This is a genomic window from Embleya sp. L77 (genome assembly GCF_055557415.1).
The window spans coordinates 2655093-2675773 of record NZ_CM145709.1; the positions used below are offsets into that span (position 1 = coordinate 2655093).

At 68.3% G+C, this 20681-nt stretch carries 22 protein-coding genes and 1 tRNA gene; 13 read left to right on the forward strand and 10 right to left on the reverse strand.

Going from position 1 to position 20681, the window contains the following annotated elements; genetic code table 11:
- Nucleotides 1–93 precede the first annotated feature (93 nt).
- The 5 genes from ACZOOI_RS10980 to ACZOOI_RS11000 form a co-directional block, all read right to left on the reverse strand.
- Complete coding sequence (locus ACZOOI_RS10980) at nt 94–1401, reverse strand: restriction endonuclease (RefSeq protein ID WP_465280489.1); 1308 nt, start codon at nt 1399–1401, stop codon at nt 94–96.
- A 186-nt stretch (nt 1402–1587) separates the two neighbouring features.
- Nucleotides 1588–2424 (reverse strand): NAD(P)-dependent oxidoreductase, encoded by an 837-nt coding sequence (locus ACZOOI_RS10985; RefSeq protein ID WP_465280490.1) that lies wholly within the window; start codon nt 2422–2424, stop codon nt 1588–1590.
- Entirely contained in the window at nt 2421–3014 is a 594-nt protein-coding gene (locus tag ACZOOI_RS10990) for a P-loop NTPase family protein (protein ID WP_465280491.1), read from the reverse strand. The genes ACZOOI_RS10985 and ACZOOI_RS10990 overlap by 4 nt, the downstream gene beginning before the upstream one ends.
- Nucleotides 3011–4024, reverse strand: a complete 1014-nt coding sequence (locus tag ACZOOI_RS10995) for an AAA family ATPase (RefSeq protein WP_465280492.1) — start codon at nt 4022–4024, stop codon at nt 3011–3013. The genes ACZOOI_RS10990 and ACZOOI_RS10995 overlap by 4 nt, the downstream gene beginning before the upstream one ends.
- A 280-nt stretch (nt 4025–4304) precedes the next feature.
- Complete coding sequence (locus ACZOOI_RS11000; RefSeq protein ID WP_465280493.1) at nt 4305–4652, reverse strand: GntR family transcriptional regulator; 348 nt, start codon at nt 4650–4652, stop codon at nt 4305–4307.
- Nucleotides 4653–5053: 401 nt separating this feature from the next.
- On the opposite strand from ACZOOI_RS11000, the gene ACZOOI_RS11005 reads away from it, so the two are divergent.
- The 12 genes from ACZOOI_RS11005 to ACZOOI_RS11060 all read left to right on the forward strand — a co-directional run bounded on the left by ACZOOI_RS11005 (nt 5054) and on the right by ACZOOI_RS11060 (nt 14963).
- Nucleotides 5054–5323 (forward strand): hypothetical protein, encoded by a 270-nt coding sequence (locus ACZOOI_RS11005; protein ID WP_465280494.1) that lies wholly within the window; start codon nt 5054–5056, stop codon nt 5321–5323.
- Complete coding sequence (locus ACZOOI_RS11010) at nt 5320–5745, forward strand: DUF3307 domain-containing protein (RefSeq protein ID WP_465280495.1); 426 nt, start codon at nt 5320–5322, stop codon at nt 5743–5745. Before ACZOOI_RS11005 ends, ACZOOI_RS11010 begins: the two co-directional genes overlap by 4 nt.
- A complete protein-coding gene (locus ACZOOI_RS11015) occupies nt 5742–7109 on the forward strand; it encodes a hypothetical protein (protein ID WP_465280496.1) in 1368 nt (455 codons plus the stop codon). The genes ACZOOI_RS11010 and ACZOOI_RS11015 overlap by 4 nt, the downstream gene beginning before the upstream one ends.
- Nucleotides 7109–7492: an RRQRL motif-containing zinc-binding protein gene (locus ACZOOI_RS11020; RefSeq protein ID WP_465280497.1), complete on the forward strand. Its 384-nt coding sequence runs from the start codon at nt 7109–7111 to the stop codon at nt 7490–7492. The genes ACZOOI_RS11015 and ACZOOI_RS11020 overlap by 1 nt, the downstream gene beginning before the upstream one ends.
- Nucleotides 7493–7566: 74 nt before the next feature.
- Nucleotides 7567–9792 (forward strand): cell division protein FtsK, encoded by a 2226-nt coding sequence (locus tag ACZOOI_RS11025; protein ID WP_465280498.1) that lies wholly within the window; start codon nt 7567–7569, stop codon nt 9790–9792.
- Nucleotides 9793–9933: 141 nt separating this feature from the next.
- Nucleotides 9934–10218 (forward strand): hypothetical protein, encoded by a 285-nt coding sequence (locus ACZOOI_RS11030; protein WP_465280499.1) that lies wholly within the window; start codon nt 9934–9936, stop codon nt 10216–10218.
- 33 nt (nt 10219–10251) lie between these two features.
- Nucleotides 10252–10482 (forward strand): hypothetical protein, encoded by a 231-nt coding sequence (locus tag ACZOOI_RS11035; protein ID WP_465280500.1) that lies wholly within the window; start codon nt 10252–10254, stop codon nt 10480–10482.
- Between the two features lie 16 nt (nt 10483–10498).
- A complete protein-coding gene (locus tag ACZOOI_RS11040) occupies nt 10499–10729 on the forward strand; it encodes a hypothetical protein (RefSeq protein WP_465280501.1) in 231 nt (76 codons plus the stop codon).
- 83 nt (nt 10730–10812) lie between these two features.
- Nucleotides 10813–11877, forward strand: a complete 1065-nt coding sequence (locus ACZOOI_RS11045) for a bifunctional DNA primase/polymerase (protein ID WP_465280502.1) — start codon at nt 10813–10815, stop codon at nt 11875–11877.
- Entirely contained in the window at nt 11874–13046 is a 1173-nt protein-coding gene (locus tag ACZOOI_RS11050; RefSeq protein ID WP_465280503.1) for a DUF3631 domain-containing protein, read from the forward strand. The genes ACZOOI_RS11045 and ACZOOI_RS11050 overlap by 4 nt, the downstream gene beginning before the upstream one ends.
- A 286-nt stretch (nt 13047–13332) precedes the next feature.
- Nucleotides 13333–13512 carry a helix-turn-helix transcriptional regulator gene (locus ACZOOI_RS11055; protein WP_465280504.1) on the forward strand — a complete coding sequence of 60 codons (180 nt, stop codon included), beginning with the start codon at nt 13333–13335 and terminating at the stop codon, nt 13510–13512.
- Nucleotides 13491–14963: a tyrosine-type recombinase/integrase gene (locus ACZOOI_RS11060; RefSeq protein ID WP_465280505.1), complete on the forward strand. Its 1473-nt coding sequence runs from the start codon at nt 13491–13493 to the stop codon at nt 14961–14963. The genes ACZOOI_RS11055 and ACZOOI_RS11060 overlap by 22 nt, the downstream gene beginning before the upstream one ends.
- A 194-nt stretch (nt 14964–15157) precedes the next feature.
- Here ACZOOI_RS11060 and ACZOOI_RS11065 read toward each other — a convergent pair.
- Nucleotides 15158–15240: transfer RNA gene (locus ACZOOI_RS11065), tRNA-Tyr, on the reverse strand.
- Between the two features lie 174 nt (nt 15241–15414).
- On the opposite strand from ACZOOI_RS11065, the gene ACZOOI_RS11070 reads away from it, so the two are divergent.
- Nucleotides 15415–15903 carry a YajQ family cyclic di-GMP-binding protein gene (locus tag ACZOOI_RS11070; RefSeq protein ID WP_026217952.1) on the forward strand — a complete coding sequence of 163 codons (489 nt, stop codon included), beginning with the start codon at nt 15415–15417 and terminating at the stop codon, nt 15901–15903.
- 292 nt (nt 15904–16195) lie between these two features.
- Here the strand turns inward: ACZOOI_RS11070 and ACZOOI_RS11075 are convergent, their stop codons facing one another.
- From ACZOOI_RS11075 to ACZOOI_RS11090, 4 genes are all read right to left on the reverse strand, one after another.
- Nucleotides 16196–17176 carry a glycosyltransferase family 2 protein gene (locus ACZOOI_RS11075; protein ID WP_465280506.1) on the reverse strand — a complete coding sequence of 327 codons (981 nt, stop codon included), beginning with the start codon at nt 17174–17176 and terminating at the stop codon, nt 16196–16198.
- Between the two features lie 274 nt (nt 17177–17450).
- A complete protein-coding gene (locus ACZOOI_RS11080) occupies nt 17451–17855 on the reverse strand; it encodes a YccF domain-containing protein (RefSeq protein WP_391585428.1) in 405 nt (134 codons plus the stop codon).
- A gap of 193 nt (nt 17856–18048) precedes the next feature.
- The gene (gene htpX / locus ACZOOI_RS11085; RefSeq protein ID WP_465280507.1) at nt 18049–18909 is read right to left on the reverse strand and encodes a zinc metalloprotease HtpX; all 861 of its coding nucleotides are present in this window, start codon (nt 18907–18909) and stop codon (nt 18049–18051) included.
- A gap of 181 nt (nt 18910–19090) precedes the next feature.
- Nucleotides 19091–20680, reverse strand: coding sequence for an NADH-quinone oxidoreductase subunit N (locus tag ACZOOI_RS11090; protein ID WP_465280508.1), 1590 nt, complete (start codon nt 20678–20680; stop codon nt 19091–19093).
- Between the last annotated feature and the right edge of the window lies 1 nt (nt 20681).

Consider the following 20681-nt stretch of genomic DNA (forward strand, 5'->3'; position numbering starts at 1 on the left):
CAAGGGCATGCTGCGAACGACGAAAATGGCAATCCATTCCGCAGCCGTTCCACATGATCAGCAAGCATGCTGCCGCGGCGGCATGGAGCACGGTTACAGGAGGAGAATCTCCTCAGGCCGCCGTTCCGTTATGACCGCGCCGCCCGCTCCCTGCATCTGGAGGATGTGCTCCAAGCAGGCAACCAGATCGCTGTGATGGTCCTCGTTGGCCATCGTCCGAATCTCACGAGCAAGATCAAGCCCGTTGACAAGCGCAATCGGGTACTGATCCTCGACCATCTCAAGTTGAGCTGCGTCCGAGAAGGATCCGGTTGTGACGAAAACGCCGATCCACCCGCGACGCAAACGAGCGACGACCCGGGCGATCTGGTCAGCGCTGACGGAGCTGTCCGGCTTGATGCACTTCGCCTGACCGAGGACTACGAGGCTTGTACCTGCAAGTCCTCGGCCTACATCGAGTCGGCCAACGAAGTCGGCGCCTCCATCGCCCGATCGGCGGGTGAGCCATCCCTGCCGATAGGACGCGCCAACACCGAGGACACGCGCTGCCACGGCAGATGCGACAGCCTCGAAGTCATGCTTTCGCCCGTCGAAGTGGTGGTAGATCGTGTCTAGATCCTTGGCCTCAGAGGTGCCTGGCCGTGGCTTTTGATCCTTCACCTTGACGACCCGCGACCGAGCAACGCGACGTCGAAGCTTCGGTAGAGCTGCATGACCGTCTCTGACCCAGTCGCGCCACGCCCGCGGAGCGGCAGTCAACGTCTCCTCGGGCGACTGCGTGGGATCACGACGCGCGTCTATCCAGGCCCAGTCGAGCTGATCCCCTTCGTCGCATAGGTCGAGCATGGCCAAGTCGTAGACGTAGTTCACGAACGTTTCACGGTCGGCGCCGCCCCACTGGACGACGCGTTCCACGCGTTCGATGAGTCCCAAACCGCAAAACTCGACGTGGCCCTTTGGGCTCTTGCCGCGTGTGACGCTCTGGAAGACCAGCAGCGGTTCGGCCGACACGCGCTGATCTCTCGTCGGTGCCCGGTGCCGGTCAAACGCCTTCAGCAGGGCTGCGTTGCCCTGTGTGGTACCGGTCGGTTGAGTCAGCCCATGCTTGTGGTCGCCGAAGTAGCGAACGTGACCGTGTTCAAGGTCCAACACATCGTGCCAAGGAGTTTGGTTGCTACCGGCCTTCCATGGACTGGCCCTGATGAGGACTGCCGGTCGGCGCATTGCACCCTGGGTACGCACCTCCGCGATGGGGTTGATGCCCTTTTCCAGCTGCGCTCCTTTGGCTCCGATCGTCGTGGTGGCATTCCAGAAATTCGGAAAGCCTCCAACGACCGGCTCTGAAGCGTCCTTCCCAGATGCGTACCGAAAGACTTGGCCAACACGCAGCAACGCGCCCATTCGCGAACCTACTTCCCCAAGAGGATCACACGCTGAGCCCACCCTCCCATGGGGGACCCACAAGTCTGTGAGCCGCCCATGTTCGGACAACCTGCTCGCCGTCGTTCGCAACAGGGGGCTTCTCATCAGCTTTCCGCGGAGTTCGACACCGACTACTGCACAGCTGTGAGCGCTGACGCGTGAACCCTACGGGATGCTCCGTAGCTGCTTGATCGCCTCGACCGGGTCAAGTTCGGCACCTTTCGCTGTTGCCCATCGGGAGAGAACCTCAGCGGCGCCAAGTGCCATCTCGGCAGGCAGGCCAACCGCGGTTAGAGCTGCGGCAACCTCTCTCATCTCCGTCTCCCACCGCCATGCCTTGGCGGCCACGTCGGCGGTGTAATCGAGGTCGGCAAGGTGCCGCCCCGAGTGGTGCTCGGCGATGTCCAGAAGCTCAGCCCCGACCCCGTATTCGTCTGCCAACGCGTGGGCCACGGCGGCTAGAGCCCTGCTCGCCTTCTGGTAGCTCGCGAACGACAGCTTCAAGCCGGACGCCTGGCCGATCCCGCCGGGAAGACTCTTCGCCTGCACCCGGGTATCGACGAACAGCCCCACGACGCGAGCCACGTTCTCCCCTGCACCGGACAAGTAGAGGCGCGGCGATCGGGTCTCGGACGGCGGTGACCCAACGACGCCCCCATCTACCACGGTGGCTCCTCCCGCGGTGAGGAGTGCGGCCATGCGCTCCATGCGGCCTGGGCTCACTGCGTTCGCCTCTACGTACAGCCCGATGTACCGCCGTTCGGCGACCGAGTGGGCCACGGCTTCCGCCGCTCCGGGTGGGCAAAGTGAGATCACGTATGTGCTGCGGTCGAGCAACTCGCCGAGTTCCTCCACGGGCTCAAGACCGAACTTGGCCGCCCGAGCTTTGGTCGCCGCGCTACGGTCCGTGGGACACCACAGGACGGTAATCCCGCGGCTGCTCAGCTCTCCCGCAACCGCCGCACCCATGCTGCCTGGGTGAAGAACTCCGATCGTGGTCATGTGGCCTCTTGGAGCAGGTGGGCAGAGGTGAACCGGTCCGGCGCCTTGTCACTCACGGCCTGCCGAATCAGTGCGGCGGATTCGTCCGGCGTTGTGCGGTCGGTCCGCACGATCACAGACCACAGCACGTTGCGGTGCGCTTCGAGGTCCACGTAGGTCTCCGCCCATACCTTCAGTCGAGCGTCGCTATCGGCATCACCCCGGTTGGCAGAACGCTTGGCCGTGACCTCTTGAGGGCACCAAAGCAGAACCCGGGTCCAGTGGGCTGGGTACGCCGCGAGCGCAGAGAGCGCCTCGACCTGCCCCACGTGAACCACGGGAATCCGCCCCTGCACCGTGAGTCGGTCAAGCTCGGGTGTATCCGTCGCGTACTCGGCCTCATAGCGCCGGTTGCTGTGGACGATCAGTCCATCCCGCCGCAGGTCAGCCAATGTTTGCGGGTCCGTCATGCGGTATCCGGACGACCTGCCCGGTCCGGCTTTCAGCCGCCGGAAGTGGACGAACGACGCGTCCGCTCGGGACAGGGCTGCCGTGACCGTGTCCTTGCCGGATGCGGGCGGGCCGTAGAGGACCACGGCGGACGGGTTCACCACCGACCTCCTCCCATGAGAGCGTCGCGGGCACGATCCGCAAGCGAAACAGCCGCCCCATGCCGGTTGTCCACAAGGAAGTGCGGGCCGGCGGGACGCATTTCCGGATCGACTCCCGCAGAGTAGACATCCCAGTTCTGAAGCTTCCACGCATCCCGGGGCGCATCCCTGAACTGGACGTACTCGTACATCGAGTCGGGATCACACTCAACCCAGATAATCAGCGGTGTGACACGCTTGGATCGGCACTTGTTGAAAACCCGCCGCATCCAATCCGGGTCCGAGAATTGCGCCACGAATGGCGCATCCAGGATCACCGATATCCCGCAGTCCAGGTTATCCCAAGCAGATTCCATGAGGCACCGATACTCGTGTGGCTTGACTCGCTCGGCGTAAAGGCTCGAATGCCTATCGTACGGATCGGCACCGAGGGCCGTTAGCAACTGCTCGACCATCGGCCGCGTAAGCGAATCCTTGTCGAGAATCGACCAACCCGTGAGCGTGCCGAGAAATCTGGCCAGCTCCGATTTCCCTGAACCTGCATAGCCGCCGACCATGGTCAGAGTCGTGGACCGTTCCTGCGTCGAAAGCCCTCTCCGCCGCCGCCACGAGCCGAGCACGTGACCTCTTAGCTCGGACAGGGATACTTCCGGAACACCAGCCTTAACCATGCTCAGCGCTGACTCAATCGCCCGTTCATCAGGATCCGTGGGCGGGATTTCATGCCGCGAGTCCGGCATCGGTGCTTCCTCCATCGGCAGTGGATTCCTGAACCCGAGCTGCGGTTCAGTCGCCTTGTAGAGGAGACAGTAGGCACGCCGATAATGCGGCCCTGGGTACGATCGGCCCGTTTCATGAGCCGAGAGGGTCTGGAAGTTGGCTGCCAAGTTCCAGCGGTTGCGCTCGGAGATATCGCGTATCTCCTGGCCGACATCTTCCTGAGTCAGGCCCAATGCTTCCCGCGCTTTGCGTAAGGCTTCAGAATTCCAGCCTTCTCGACCCCGAGTCACTGCCCCTCCTAGGCTTCAGTCAGACCGATCATAAGAAGCATGATCGGCCGATGGAGATCGCCGAACTAACCGTGTAGCTACTCGTTGAAAGCTCGTTTAGTCCGCTCGATTAGCTATGAGTGATGGAGAGTTGCCGTAAGTAGCGGTTGTATTGGTGATGTCAGCCGAGAGCGACTCAAGGAGAAGCCCGATGTGCGGCAACTGCGGTAGTAGCCTCCCCCCGATCACGACAAGCAGCGGGCGCATGTGCTCGGGATGCGGCTCATCCCAGCCGTAGACGTCAGGAAGCCGAGTCTTCGAGGACGGCGACCCGCGCCGCCAGGATGCCGACCTGCTCTTGCAACTGCGCGACCTGGGCAGCCAGCACGGTCACGTCGACCGGCATCGGAACCGCTCCGGGAACGACATCAGATCGAACGAAAACGCCCTTGCCCTGTCGACCCACGATCAGGTTCTCGTTGCGCAAGATCGCAAGCGCGTTCTTGATCACGGTGTTGCTCACCTGGAACTCGGTCTGAAGTTCCGCGAGCGACGGCAGCCGGTCGTCCGGCCGGTACGTTCCGCGAGCGATACGAGCGCTCAGCTCCGTGGCGATCCGCCTGTAGGCGGCTTCGTCGCTTCCGGACACGTCAGTCCCCCTTGTAGGTACCTGTAGCTCCAAGTCCACCACACCCGTCAAAGAATCTTCAGAGAACTACTTGACGCTCTTAGTGCTCTAAGAGCACTCTCTGAGAACGGGCGCAAGCCCGGACCTGTTCCACCGATCAACCTCGCGACCTGCCAGGGAAGACGGCTTCGGCCCGTACGCCCGTAAGTGCCGGGACAGCTCGGTCCTTGAGAACTCAACAGTGTGACGAATGGATCGAAACGAGTGCTTTTGGTCCTCGATGCGCGGTACGAACACGCGCGTCGGGGGTCACGGCCACTCGTCTCTCAAGACGGGGCACACCGATGTGTGCCGGGGCGCCCGCGGACTTGGCGGAAGGCGGGCGCCCCGTGGGTCGCAACTCCGATGTGGGGAGTACGACCGTGAGAACCATTGTGAACGGCCGTTTGGCCGTGACGAGCTTCGAGTTCACCGAGTTGGCGCTGGGCGTCGACCCGGAACTGTTCCTCGGAGTCGACGGGGAGTCCGCCGAGGAGCGGGCGGCCCGGGTCGACGCCGCGTGCGACATCCTGACCGCGCTGCGGCGCGAGGAGCCCGAGTTGGCCGAGTACGCCGAGCGGCTGTTGTGCGAGTCGGCGCGGGTGCTGGTCATGCCGAGTCGTCGTTTCGTGGCTCGGCGGTGGGCCGCGTGAGCGCCGATCCGGGCACGTTCGCCGCCGTCGGGTTCGCGCTGCACGCCGCGCACATGGTGGGTGACCACTGGGTGCAGACGGATCGGGAAGCGCTGGGCAAGGGTGCGGCCGGTTGGTCGGGCCGCTACTGGGCCGCGCGACACGTCGTGTCGTTGACGCTGGTCAAGGTGGTGTTCCTCGCCGCGGTGTGGCTGGTGTTCGCGTTGCCGTTGAACCCGTTCGCGGTGGTCGTCGGCCTGGTGGTCGACGCGTTGTCGCACTGGTGGGCGGACCGCAGGCACACCCTCGCCAAGCTGGCCCGTCGGGTCGGCAAGGGCACGTGGTGGGAGCGCGATCCGCAGGCGCCGTACCTGCTCGATCAGTCCTGGCACATCGGGTGGCTGTTCGTCGCCGCCCTGATCGTCACGGGGGTGACGTCGTGACCGACACCGTCTACTCGATGCGCGCCGGCCGTCAGCTCGACAAGGCCAAGGTCGCCGAAGCGCAGGCCGGAGCGCAGGCAGTTCAGGCCGAATCGGCGCTCAAGCAGGCGGAAGCCGCAGCGCGGATCGCCGCGGTTCAGCGCGACGCCGAGCGGGCCGAGCGTGCGGGCGCCGAGCAGGACAAAGCGTCCGCCCGCGCGGAGCGCAACCGCCGGTGGCGCAAGCGGTTCGAGGCGGTGCTCACCCGGCGCGACTTCGTGATGGTCACCGCCATCATGGTCGCGTCGGTGGGCACGGCGTGGCCCGCGCAGATGTCGTTCTATCTCGCTCTCGGCATGCACCCGGCGCTCGCGGTGCTGGTGACGGCGATGTCCGAGGGCGCGGCGTGGGCAGGCGCGGCGATGGCTTCCCGGGCGATCGAGGACGGTCGTCCCACCGGGCTCTACCGAGCGATCACGTGGGGCTCGGCGCTCGCCGCCGCTGCTCTGAACGTCGCCCATACGATCCACCGGAGCGTTCCGCTCGCGATCGTGCTCGGCATCGCGTCCATGCTCGGCGTACTGCTCTGGGAGTCCTACGCACACAGCCGGACCGAGCACACGGGCGGCAAGACCGGAGCCCAGTTGCGCGCCGAGTTGTACCGCAAGACGCGGTTCCGTCGGGTGAGCCGACGCATGCGCGACCTGCTCGCGTCCGTGCCCGGTCTCACAGAGGACGCGGCGTGGATCATCGCGTGGAGGGCCGTACACGGGGCCGACCCGGGGGTGACCCGACGAACGCTCAAGCGTCACCACAAGGCGGTTCGGCGAGTGGGCGAACTGCTCGCCGCCGCGCCCGAGTCGGGTGGTGAACCGGTCGCGTTGTCGGTGGTCCAGATCCCGACCGCGACGCTTGCCGACATGGCGCCGGGCGGGTCGGTGCTCGACTCCGATCAGGCGGTTCGGGATGCGCTGATCCTCGCGTTCGACTCGGCTCGGCCGGTCGCCGAACTGCTCGGCAAGGTCCACTCGACCGAGCCGACTCAGGGAGAGCAGTCGACCCCTGATCAGCACATTTCTACGCAAAAAGACACGGCCGAGTCGGGTGCGAGTCGGTCGACCGGTGCGCGTTCGCGCAGGGCAACCGGCAAAGTCCCGGCTGCCGCGAAGTCGACCAGCCGCACCCGCTCGACTGACGAACTACTCGCACAGGCGAGGAAGTTGACGGCCGGGTGGCCGGTCGACCGACTGACGGGTGAGGCGGTCCGCAAGGCGGTGCGCACGTCGTCGGCGAACGGTCGGACGTTGCGGGATGCGCTGCTCGCCGAGCGCACGGCTGCCGGGCTGCACCTGGTGGTCGACCCCGGCGCTGCGGCCGAGAGCTGATGGCCCGGTTCCGGGCGCGGTTCTGGGACCCGACCGGCGCCCGCTACGGCACACCCACCTACCCGTGGCGGGCAGCACCGGACGGGCTGATGACGCGCCGTCAGCTGCGCGCCGAAGGGCTGCGGCCCGGCGGTCAGGAACCGACCGCACAACTGATGTGGCAGTCCCGGGCGCGTGGCCTGCGGGTCGCGTACCTGTACCGCGTCGACCGCGCCCGACCGGTCCGGCCGATGACCGTCGGCCGTTACCGGGCGCTTGCCGCCGCGATGCGCGCCCGCCGCACCTGCCCCGCCTGCCGCATCGAGCAGACCTACGTGATTTCCGTCCGGCTCGGCGCGTGCGTGCCGTGCGCGGACGGCTTCGAGTACAGCGCCACCGCTTGATCGTGCGGGCACCGGCTCTCGCCTGGCAGCTTTCGCCGGTGCCCGCTCTCCACTCTTAAGAGGAGAGGTTCAGCATGACGCACGACACCTTCGACGGTCCCGACTTCGAGGACCACGAACCCGACCGCGACGACGACACCCCGCCCGGCGGCGAGGTGATCCCGTTCCCGCGTGAGACCGCCGTCGACCCCGACGCCGAGATCCACCGCGACCGCACCGAGGAAACCGACGCCGAGCACGACGACGACAATGGCGACCTGGTGCCGGTCGACCCGCCGGGCCGGTCGCAGCCCACGTGGAGCGAATCGGTCCGGGGCGAACAGCGCCGGGACGTCCTGCCCGCGTGGCTGCGCTCGCGTGAAGCGTTGCGTGAGCAGACGCGGTGGGTGCTCGCTCACTACAAGCACGTGCTGGCGTTCCACGCGGTGCGCACCCCGGTGTACGCCGGGACGCTCGCGCTGCGCTCCCCGCTCGGCGCCGCGCGTCTGGTGGGTGGCGCGCTGCGGTGGGTGTCCGACGCCGACGGGCGCCCGGTCCGCGCCGAAGCGGTCCGCAAGGCGGACGCCGCCGAGTACCTCAAGCTCGCCAAGCACCGCGACGGAAAAGTGAAGCTGCGCGGCACCATCCTCACCGCGGCCGTCCTCTCCGCAGGATTGCTGTTCACCGCACTGCTGCTCGCCGGACCCACGTGGGCCCTGGTGGTCACCCTGCTCGGCGTGGTCGCCGGGTTGGGGTGGGCCGGCGCGCCGGAGGATCGGCCGGTGATCGGTCCGGCGGTGGTCAAGCCGCAAGCCGAGAAGCTGTCCAGTGGGATGGTGCTGCGGGCGCTCGGCGCGCTCGGCATCGCCGAGATCAACAAGGCCGTGGCCAAGGGCTGGGGTCCGCGCGCGTTCGTCGCCCCGATCACCCGCGACGGGCCCGGGTGGCGCGCGGACATCGACCTGCCGTACGGCGTGACCGCCGTCGACATCATCGAGCGCCGCGACCGGCTCGCGTCCGGCCTGCGCCGCCCGATGGGCTGCGTGTGGCCCGAACCCGCGCACGACCAGCACGCCGGACGGCTGGTGTTGTGGGTCGGCGATCAGGACATGTCGCAGGCCCCGCCCGCCGTGTGGCCGCTCGCAGCGTCGGGCGCGACTTCGTTGTTCAAGTCGATCCCGTTCGGCGCGGACCAGCGCGGGCGCACGATCGCGTTCACGCTGATGTTCGCCAACCTGCTCATCGGCGCGATGCCCCGGTTCGGGAAGACGTTCGCGCTGCGGGTCGTGCTGCTCGCCGCCGCGCTGGACGTGCTCGCCGAGCTGCACGTGTGGGAACTCAAGGGCACCGGCGACCTGTCCGCGCTGGAGAAGGTCGCCCAGACCTACGGGTCGGGCCCGGACGACGAGACCCTTGAACGGTGCGTGGAGAACCTGCGGTACGTGTACAAGGAGCTTGAGCGCCGGGCGAAGGTGATCCGGGGCCTGCCCAAGGACGTGTGCCCCGAGAACAAGGTCACGCCCGAACTCTCCGCGCGGAAGTCGCTCCGGTTGCACCCGTTGGTGTTCTCCATTGACGAGTGCCAAGAGCTGTTCTCTCACCCGAAGTTCGGTGGGGAAGCCGAGACGCTGTCGGTCGCGATCATCAAGCGCGGCCCGGCGCTCGGCGTGATGCTCGTGCTCGCCACTCAGCGCCCGGACAAGGACTCGCTGCCGACCGGGGTGTCGGCGAACGTCGGCATCCGGTTCTGCCTGCGGGTCATGGGCCAGACCGAGAACGACATGGTGTTGGGCACGTCGGCCTACAAGAACGGGCTTCGGGCGACGACGTTCACCGCGAACGACAAGGGCATCGGCTACCTGGTGGGCCACGCCACCGAAGCCCAGATCACGCGTTCGTTCTACATCGACGGACCGGCCGCAGAGCTGATCTGCGAACGCGCCCGCGCCGCACGCATCACCGCCGGAACCCTCGCCGGGCACGCCATCGGAGAGACCGGCGACACCGAACGCGTACCGGCTCACGACCTGCTCGGCGACATCCTCGCCGTCGTCGGACCGCACGAGTCGAAGGTGTGGAACGACGTGGTGGTCGACCGGCTCGCCGAGCTGCGGCCCGACGTCTACGGTCCGTGGGCCACGCTCGACGTCAAGGCCAAGCCCGCGCAACTGACCACCGCACTCAAGCCGTTCGGCGTCGCCACCGGTCAGGTCTGGGGCACCACGACCGAGGGCGGCAAGGGCGCGAACCGGCGCGGCATCACCCGCGACGACATCGCCGCCGCTGTCACGAAGCGTGACGGAAATCGCGCCGGAGACTGACCCGGATTCGTCGCTAGGTCTAGCGGGCGCGCCTGCTAGACCTAGCGACCCCGCTAGCGACCCATCCCCGCACTGACCAGAGCACTAGTCCCTAGCACCGCCATGCCCGGAACCAGCGAAAACACCTCTGGGAGGCACCTCGTGACCCTCACGATGCTCGTCGCAGCGGCCATCGCCGCCTTCGCTCTCGGTTACAGCCTGTTGTGCTTCGTCTCGCCGTTCGGCCCGTGCCGACGCTGCGACGGCACCGGTAACCACATCTCTTGGCTGGACAAGCGCCGCGCCGCGAACGGCACGCCGAGCAGGCCCAAGCGCCGCAGCATCCGCAAGCCGTGCCGCCGCTGCAAGGGCACCGGTGCCCGGCTGCGGATCGGCCGCCGCATCCACAACCACGCACGTCGGCTCCGCGCCGACGGCACCCGCTGAACCGCGCTCCGACCACCCGTCAGGAGACCGACCATGACCACTCTCGCCGCCGGTGGATCCACCGTGACCATCGGCCTGCCGATCATCCTGCTCGCCGCCGCGTTCGCCCTGCTTGCCTCGAACAAGGCGCCCAAGCTCGCCGGGTTCTGCTTGTTCGTCGCCGGAGTCAACCTCTCCGGGACCGCGTTCGCCGCCTCGCTCAGCAACTCCACCGGAACGTTCGTCGCGGGCGCCGTCGACGCGTTCGCCTCCGCCATCGGCTGAACGGAGACCACACCGCATGCGCATCCGCCGCTGGTTCATCTACCGCGAGCGCCGCGCCGTCCATATCGAACGGGGCGCGAACCCCAACTGCCCCGACTGCTTCGGCGAAGGCGGCTGGTGGGAACGCAGCGCCACCCACCCGGAAGACCCCGACATGGTCGCCTGCTCGTGCAACGACGGGCCGCGCATCCGCATCCCGTACGGGCGCCGCCCGCACACCGAGTACAGCAACGAACCGCCGTTCTAGACCCGCCCCGGGGCGACCGTCTACCGCCAAGTCGCCGGTCGCCCCGGGCTCCCGCACCGATCAGGAAGCAGGAGACAACCAGCATGACCCATGCCCACTCGAACCGCTCCCTCCCGAACCCGCCGACCAAGCGCGCCGCGGTCTGCTCGCGCTGGTCGGCCGACCCGTGCCCGGCGACCGAGGGGATGCGCCGCTACATGCACGGCTACTTCTGCCCCACCCACGCACCCACCTCCCTGTCCGGCCCGGCCCGGCAGGATGCCCGGCCGTCGGTGACCGTCGACAACCCGTTGAAGGCCACCGCGCTCACGCTCGCCGCGCGCGGTTGGAGCGTCTTCCCCATCACGCCCGGCAGCAAGAAGCCGCCCATGGTGCGCGACTGGGAGCACCGGGCAACCACCGACCCGGACCGCATCGCACGCTGCTGGGACCACGGCCGGTACAACGTCGGCATCGCCACCGGCCCGTCCGGGCTGGTCGTGGTCGACCTCGACAAGCCCAAGTCCGACACCGACGTCCCGCCCGCCGAGTGGGCCGAGCAGGAGGCCGCCGACGGGTTCGACGTGCTCTACCTGCTCGCCGCCCAGGCCGAACAGCCCTACCCCGGCGACACGTTCACCGTCGCCACCGCGAGCGGCGGCCAACACCTGTACTTCCTCGCACCCGACGCAATCGAGCTGCGCAACAGCACCGGCAAGCTGGGGTGGAAGATCGACACCCGCGCGCACGGCGGATACGTCGTCGCCCCCGGCAGCGTCACGGGCACTTCCTCGTACCGCGTCGTCAACGACACCCCACCGGCGCCGCTCCCCTCATGGCTGCTCGAACGTCTGCGGCCCGCGCCGATCGTGCGCGGCCCGGTGGCGATCCCGCTCGCCCACCACGCGTCCGGGTACGCCGCTGCCGCGTTGCGCAACGAGACCGCGAACGTCACCGGTGCCCCGGAAGGCATGCGTAACGCAACTCTCGTACGGGCCGCGCGGGCGCTGGGCCGGTTCGTGGCATCCGGCGACCTGCCGCGCGGCGAGGTCGAAGACGCTCTTAAGGCGGGGGCATCGGTGGCCGGCCTGACTGAGCGAGAGAGCGTCCCGGCCATCACCAGCGCACTGAACTGGTCGATCGCCCACAACGTCACGAGGGCCGCATGAGCATCCGGACCTCCACCCTTAAGAGCAGCCCCTCCGTCCCCGAACCGGGAGGGGAAGGCGCGGCGCTGCTGGACGAAGTCGAAGCATTCCACCGGCGCTTCAACGTCTTCCCGGTCGAATCGGCTTTCGTCGCCGTGGCGTTGTGGGACGCTCACGCGCACCTGCTCGACTGCTTCGACTCCACACCCCGCATGGCGTTCCTGTCGCCCGAACCGGGCAGCGGCAAGACCCGCGCGCTGGAGATCGTGGAAACCCTGGTGCCCAACCCGATGCCCGCGGTCAACGCGTCCGCTGCCGCGCTGTTCCGCGCCGTCTCGGCCGGGGAGAGCACGCCGACCATCCTCTTCGACGAGATCGACACCGTGTTCGGCCCCAAGGCCGGGGACAACGAGGAACTACGCGGCTGGATCAACGCAGGACACCGCCGCTCCGGCGTCACCTACCGGTGCGTCGGCGACGGATCGAACCAAACCGTGGTCGCATTCCCCTCGTACTGCGCCGTCGCCGTCGCCGGGCTCGGCTCCCTGCCGGACACGATCCTGACCCGCTCGGTCATCGTGCGCATGCGCCGCCGCGCACCGAACGAGCACGTAACCCCATTCCGCGCCCGCATCCACACCCCCGAGGGCAACGCGCTGCGCGACCGCCTCGCCAAGTGGGCCGACACCGTGCGCGAACGCGTCGCCGGAGCATGGCCCGACCTGCCGGAAGGGGTCACCGACCGGCCTGCGGACGTGTGGGAACCCCTGCTCGCCGTCGCCGATGCCGTCGGTGGTCACTGGCCCGAACGCGCCCGCAAGGCATGCGTCGAACTGGTCGAAGCGTCCAAGGCCAACGACAAGGGTTCCCTCGGAATCCGGCTGCTGACCGACCTGCGCGACCACGTGTTCAACGGCGCGGACCGCGTGCCCACCGTCGCCGTCCTCGCTGAACTCGTCGCCAAGGACGACGCTCCCTGGGGCGACGTCAACGGCCGTCCCCTGGACTCGCGCAGCCTCGCCAAGTGGCTGCGCGACTACGTAACGGCCGACAACACGCCCATCGTCGCGCGGAACATCAGGACTGCGTCCGGCACGGTCGTGAAGGGCTACTACGCAGCCGATCTCCAGGACGCATGGACGCGGTACTGCCCCCCACCCCCCGAAAAGTCCGCTACATCCGCTACATGATCTTCAAAACCCCACCCGACCTGCGGAAACGCGGTAGCGGATAGCTCGAAATCAGCCGCTACATCTCTGCTACTCAGCCGCTACGCGCTACAGCCCCGACCGGCGGATGTAGCGGCACGCATCCGCTACATCGAGCACATCCGCTACAGAAAACAGGGCCCTGACCTGCGCTGTAGCGGATGTAGCGGATGTAGCGGACTCCCGGGTGGGGACGCCGAGACCGTCACCCACCGGCGAGCCCGTGATCAGGAGTGCCGCCGGAGTCAGTAGCCACAGGAGTGCACCGGTGAGTCGACCGACGACGTTGAAGTTGCCCGCTGTCCTGAAGGAGCTGGAGATCTCGCGCGCCTCGTTCTATCGGATGCGCGCCAAGGGAGAAGCGCCGAAGTCCAAGAAGCTCCCGAATGGTCAGCTCAGGTTCCGCCGCGCGGACGTGGACGCCTGGTGGGCGTCCCTGAACGACTAATCGACCGACCCCCACCATCGCTGCGGCCCGGTCCGGGTTACCGGGCCGGGTCCTTCCATGAGGATGTCAGCTTGCTCAAGCCATCATTCAAGGTTCGCATCTGGGAACTGCGCGTCCATGAGCGCGCTAAAGGCACAACGTACGAGGTCCGCTGGAAGGTCGGCGGCAACCCCTGCTCCAAGACCTACAAGAGCAAGGGACTCGCGGACAACAGGCGTGCCCAGCTCATGACTTTCGTCCAGAACGGCACGGCGTTCGATGAGATCAGCGGACTGCCGATGCCCGAGGCTCGGGCCCTGGATGACGTCACCTGGTACGCCCACGCTCGCGACTACATCGAGATGAAGTGGACCGGGTCGCCTGCGAAGACGCGAACGACGTTGGCGGATGCTCTCGCAACCGCAACACCGGTACTCGTCTCCACCGCCAGGCGCAAGCCGACGCCGGAAGCGCTACGGCTCGCGCTTTACGGGTGGGCGTTCAACGTGAACCGGTGGAGCGAGGACGCTCCGGCCGAGGTGGTCGAGACCCTGCGATGGGTGAAGAAGCACGCGCTTCCGATGAGCGCCCTGGATGACGCGATCGTCATGCGCAAGGTGCTGGCCGCGTTTACGAAGCGGCTCGACGGTGGCTCCACCGCTCCCTCCACCGTTCAGCGCAAACGGGCAATCTTCCACAACGCCTTGGGCTTCGCCGTCGAGACCCGGCGCCTGCCGGCCAACCCGCTCGACACCATCCAGTGGACCGCCCCGAAGAACTCCGAGCAGGTCGAGCCCGAGAGCGTCGTCAACCCACGCCAGGCCGATGTGCTGCTCGCGGCCGTGTATGGGGAGAGCGCCCGCGGAAGGCACCTGGCCGCTTTCTTCGGGTGCATGTATCACGCCGGAATGCGCCCGGCGGAAGTCGTGTGGCTGATGAAGAAGGATTGCAAGCTGCCCAAGCGCGGATGGGGCGTCCTGAACCTGCGGGAGTCGCGCCCTCGGGTGGGGTCCGCGTGGACCGACGACGGGAAGACCCACGACAAGCGCACGCTCAAGGGCCGTGCAAAGAACGCAACGCGCCCGGTCCCGATACCACCGGAGCTGGTCGCCATGCTCCGGTGGCACGTCTACGCCTACGGCACCGCCCCGGACGGGCGCCTGTTCCGGACCGCCCGCGGCGGCATGGTCCAGGAAAGCGGGTACGGCGAGGTGTGGCGACGGGCTCGTGTGGCCACCCTCAAGCCCGAACAGGTGGACTCGCCGCTCGCGAAGCGGCCGTACGACCTGCGACACGCATGCGTGTCGCTGTGGCTCAACTCCGGCGTCGACCCGACGGAAGTCGCCCGGCGGGCGGGGCACAGCGTGAACGTGCTGCTGCGCGTGTACGCGAAGTGCCTGCCGGGGGTCGCCGAACAGGCCAATCGGAGCATCTCGGAAGCCATGAGGAGGTGGCGGACAGACGAGTCGTGACACGCCACGGATAACCCAGTCCGGCCCTCTGGAGGCCGGAGAAAATTCCACGCATGTTCCTCAGCGGCTGATCCACACCCGCAACATGCTGGTACAAAGTGAGACAAGCCGTACTTTTCGAGCATCGACCCGACCGCTCGAATGACAAGAGCCCCTGACCGCGTTTCCGCTGGTCAGGGGCTCTTGTTTCGATGTGGCGGGTGTTGGGTTCGAACCAACGTAGGCATACACCGGCAGATTTACAGTCTGCTCCCTTTGGCCACTCGGGCAACCCGCCGTGTGCGCCTTGCGGCGCGACGGGACAACAATAGCGGACCACCCGGGGTGCTTCGCCACTCGGTATCGGATCGGGTGGGTGGGGCGCGGTCGGAGTCGGGGTGATGGGGGACGCTCTAGGCTGGAGGGGTTGCCTTCCCTCCCACTCAGTTCCCACAGAAAGCGATTCCGAGCCTTGGCTGACTCCTCTTTCGACATCGTGTCCAAGGTCGACCGTCAGGAGGTCGACAACGCGCTGAACCAGACCTCGAAGGAGATCGCGCAGCGGTTCGACTTCAAGAACGTCGGCGCGCACATCGGCTGGACCGGCGAGCAGATCGAGATGCGCGCCAACTCCGAGGAGCGTGTGAACGCGATCCTCGACGTGTTCCAGGGCAAGCTGATCAAGCGCAGCATCTCGCTCAAGTCGCTCGACGCCGGTGAGCCGAAGGCGTCCGGCAAGGAGTACAAGATCTTCGCGTCGATCCAGGAGGGGATCTCCCAGGAGAACGCGAAGAAGGTCTCCAAGATCATCCGCGACGAGGGGCCCAAGGGCGTCAAGGCGCAGATCCAGGGCGAGGAGCTGCGGGTCTCGTCCAAGAACCGGGACGACCTCCAGGAGGTCATCGCGTTGCTCAAGGGCAAGGACCTGGACTTCGCGCTCCAGTTCGTGAACTACCGCTGACCGAGGCCGTCGGCCTGCGGCCACGCGCGGCGGCGCGGCGGCGGCGGGCTCGGGGGTACCCGGGTTCGAGGGCACAGCGAGGACGGATCGCCGGCGACGGTGGTCCAGGGTCCTCGCTGTGCCCTTCGGGTATGCCGTGCGGGTATGCCGCTGCCCGGCTGTGCATGCCGCGTTCCGCCGCCGGCCGCGACGGCCACCACGGCCACCGACGGCCGCTCCCGAGGACGGCCGGGCCCGCGACCGGCCACGTACCCCCGACCACGCGGCCGCCCGACCACCGGGCCGCCGGGCCCTACTGCTGCACCCGCTCCACCAGTGGTCCGCAGGCGTCGATGGTCGGGGTGTCGGCGCCGGTCAGGGCTGCGGACAGGCGAGTGGGGACGGTGTCCTCCTCCAGGCGGCCGGTGAAGCCCGCGTGCAGGACGCGGAGGGCGTCCTCGTAGGCGAACGGGGCCAGGTGGGCGCCGGTGGAGAGTTGTTCCCGGGCGATCGCGAACATGGTCAGGGCGTGTCGGCGGAAGCGCGCCACGCGGCCGGTGGGCGGCACGGGCCAGCGGGCGACGATCGTGCGGTAGGTGTCCTCGTACCGGTCCAGCGAGTCGAGTTGGGCCGCCGCGCCGCCGGACAGGCGCGAGTCGACGGGTTCCCGGTGGTAGACCACGCCGGGCTGGGACAACCGGGCGAACGACCAGCCCCGGTCGTGCACCAGGCGCAGCCACAACGACCAGTCGACCAGGAGCGGCAATTCGGGGTCGAAGCGGAACCAGGACGCGGGCGCGGTGTGCGCGGGATTGCGCGCGACCACGGCGGTGGTGGGTACGAAGTTGGCCACCGAGAGCATGTCCGGGTCGTAGGGGAAGTCGTAGTGGTACGGGCTGCCCGGTGTCTCACCCGGCTTCGCCCGGTCGCCGCTGAGGATGCAGTCCGCGTAGATCGCGTCCGAGCCGGTGCTCTCCAGCGCGGCCAGGGCCCGGTCCAGGTGGCCGGGCAGGTACATGTCGTCGTCGTCGAGGAAGGCGACGAATCGCCCGGTGGCGATCTCCAGGCCGGCGTTGCGCGCCGCCGCCGGGCCGCGCGAGCGCGGGAAGGAGAGCAGCCGCACGGTCATCCCCCGGACGCCCAGCGGCAGCACGCCCGCGACGTCCGCGCCGCCGTCGTTGACCACGACGACCTCGATGTCCCGCATGCCCTGGAGGGCCACGCTGCGCAGGGCATCGGCCAGCAGGGCCGTGCGGTCGCGGGTCGGAACGATGACACTGACCGTCGCCGCCACGGCAACCTCCGCGCTTCCCGGTGTGGGTCTGCTTCCCGGTATGGGGTGTAGTGCCTCTACCCGGGCCTACCGGGACATATCGACACACCGGGAGCGCGGCTACAGCGGTTGGCCCGGGTCTCCCTCGTACGAGATCACGCGATTGGCCTGTCCGGGCCCAGCGGCCGGCCGCTGGGCGGCCGTGATCCCGACCGGCGAGCACCTCGACCGGCGAGCATCCCGACCGACCGGCACCCGACCGACCGGCACCGAGCCCGTCGCTCCGTCCGCCTGCTCAGACGCCCACGTGCATCGGGTCGTCGGTCGAGACGATCTCGCGGCCCAGCGGGGTGAGCGAGACCGGGATGAGCTTGAAGTTCGCCAGCCCCAGCGGGATGCCGATGATGGTGATGCACAGGATCAGGCCGGTGACCAGGTGCGCGAGCGCCAGCCACCAGCCGAACAGCACGATCCACAGGATGTTGCCGAGCATCGACCCGGCACCCGCGTCGCGCCGCCACTCCACCCGGCGGCCGAACGGCCACAGGGCGTAGACCGCGATCCGCCATGATGCGATGCCCAGCGGGATGGTCACGACGAGGAAGAACAACAGAAAGCAGACGATGCCGGCGATGGCGTAGCCGATGGCCAGCCACAGGCCGGAGAACACGAGCCAAATGATGTTCAGGACAGTTTTCACGGACTCGTTCTACCCCGCCCCGCGCCCGATGACGTCCCCCGCAGGACTGACGGCGGGAGCAAAACCCACCTGGCCGAACCACGCCGGTCCCAAACGCGCCGGCCCACCCCGAGCCGCACGGGCCGCCCGGAACCGGACCGACCCACCCCGAGCCGCACGGGCCGCCCGGAACCGGACCGACCCACCCCGAGCCTCAGTGCCCCGCCATCGCCTCGAGCCGGGCGATCCGGTCCGCCATCGGCGGGTGCGTCGAGAACAGCTTGCTCATCCCGCCCGCGCCGCGCCGGAACGGGTTGGCGATCATCAGCGAGCTCGTGGTCTGCAACTTCGGCTCCGGCGGCAGCGGCAGCGCCTGGGTGCCCGCGTCCAGCTTGCGCAGCGCGCTTGCCAACGCCATCGGGTCGCCGGTGAGCCGGGCCCCGGAGGCGTCCGCCTGGTATTCACGCGAACGACTGACCGCCAACTGGATGACACCCGCCGCCAACGGCCCCAGGATCATGATGGCCAGCATGCCGAACAGGCCCGGGCCGTCGTCGTCGTTGCTGCGGCCGAACGGGATCAGCCACGCGAAGTTGACCAGGAACATGATCACGCTCGCCAGCGCACCGGCCACCGACGAGATCAGGATGTCCCGGTTGTAGACGTGCGACAGCTCGTGTCCGATCACCCCGCGCAGCTCGCGCGCGTCCAGGATGCGCAGGATGCCGGTCGTGCAGCACACCGCCGCGTTGCGCGGGTTGCGGCCGGTGGCGAACGCGTTGGGGGCCTCGGTGGGCGAGATGTACAGGCGCGGCATCGGCTGCCGGGCGTCGTTGGAGAGCTCGCGCACGATCCGGTACAGCTCGGGGTTCTCCGCCTCGCTGACCGGGCGCGCGCGCATCGAGCGCAGCGCGATCTTGTCGCTGTTGAAGTAGGCGTAGCCGTTCGTGGCCAGGGCCACGAACAGGGCGATGATCAACCCGGTCCGACCGAAGAAGCTGCCGACGACCAGGATGAGCGCCGACATGCCGCCGAGCAGTACGGCGGTCTTCAGTCCGTTGTGCTGGCCGTGCACGGCAGAGTCCTCTCGCAAGCGTCCCAGGGGTGACAATGCGGGCCCGTGCGGGGTATCCGCCGGGTTGTCGCCCTCTGCCCGTTGTCTCTTCTTTCGCAACGGGACAACGCCTCGCAGAGTTCCCTCCCGGAGCGGGCGTAACCCCCCGCCGCAACCCCCGCCCCGGGACCGGAACCGCAGGTCAGCCGAGCAGACCCGGCACCGTGAGCACGTGCAGCACCACCTGCGGAGCGACCGAGAGCAGCACCCCGAGCGCCCCGGTGAGCACCAGCGCGGCAACCACCGGAGCCGGTGTCCGGGCGGCGCCGAGGAGACCACCGTCCGGCCCGCCGCCCGGGCCGGACGCGCCGCCGGACGGGCTCGGCAACCCCGGCACGGCGGGGGCGAACAGCTGCGCGGTCCAGGCCAGGTAGTAGTACAGGGCGATCACCACGTTGACCGCCATCACCACCGCCAGCCAGCCGGTGCCGGAGTCGATCACCGCCTGGAACACGGTCACCTTCGCGAACAGTCCGGCCAGACCCGGCGGGATGCCGGCCAGGCACAGCAGGAAGAAGGCCATCGCCGCGGCGCCGACCGGACGCGAGCGGAACAGCGCGCGGTGATCCGAGACCAGGCCGCCGCGCTCGCGCGTCACCAGGGTCACCACCGCGAACGCGCCCAGGTTCATCACCGCGTACACCGCGAGGTAGGCGACCGACGCGGGCAGCGTGTCGGCCAGGTCCTCGCCGTGCCCGGCGGCGGTCCCGAACGGGACCAGCACGTAACCCGACTGGGCGATCGAGGACCACGCCAACAGGCGCACCGCGTCGGTCTGTCGCAGTGCCGCCACGTTGCCGGCGGTCATCGTCACCGCGGCGAGTACCGCGAGCGCCGGACCCCAGATGTGCGCGTACGGCCGGAACGCGATGCCGGCGACCAGCAGCAGTCCGGCGAATCCGGCGGTCTTGGAGACCACGGAGAGGTAGGCGGCGACCGGGATCGGCGCGCCGCGATAGGTGTCCGGCACCCAGAAATGGAACGGCACCGCCGCGACCTTGAAGGCGAATCCGACCATGGTCAGCACCGCGCCGGTCGCGGCGACCGTGGTCAACCGCGGGTCCAGGTGCTCCAGGTCGCCCGCGATCCTGGCCAGGTGCACGCTGCCGGTGCTGCCGTAGACCAGGCTCACGCCGAACAACATCACCGCCGTGGCGGCCACGGACAGCAGGAAGAACTTCAGTGCGGCCTCGCCGCCCGGGCCGTCCCGACGCAGGCCCACCAGCGCGAACGCGGGCAGCGACAACGTCTCCAGGGCGACCACCAGGGTCAGCAGGTCACGCGCGCCGGCCAGGGCGACCGCGCCGGTCACCGAGGACAGCAGCAGGAACTGGTACTCGCCGCCGGGCACCTCGCTCTCGTCGCTCTCGGCGCCCTCCTCGCCGTCCTCGGTCGGCCCGGTCCTCGGCGTCGACAACATCGGCATCGACAACAGCACGACCACGACCGCCGAGCCGAGCAGCACCAACTGGAGCACCAGGGTCAGGTCGGTGACCACGTACGAGCAGCCCGACGGCGAGCAGAACGTGCCGCGCGCGTCGGAGTCGTCCGTGCGCAGCGGCACCAACAGCACCAGTGCCGTGCCGAGTCCGGCCAGCGTGAGCCAGGGCAGCACGGCCTTGCGCGGGCCCTCCAGGAACAGGTCCGCGAGCAGCACCACGAGCGCGGCGACCGCGACGGCGACCACCGGCCCGATCGCGAGCCAGTCGATCGACTGGACGTCGAACGGCATG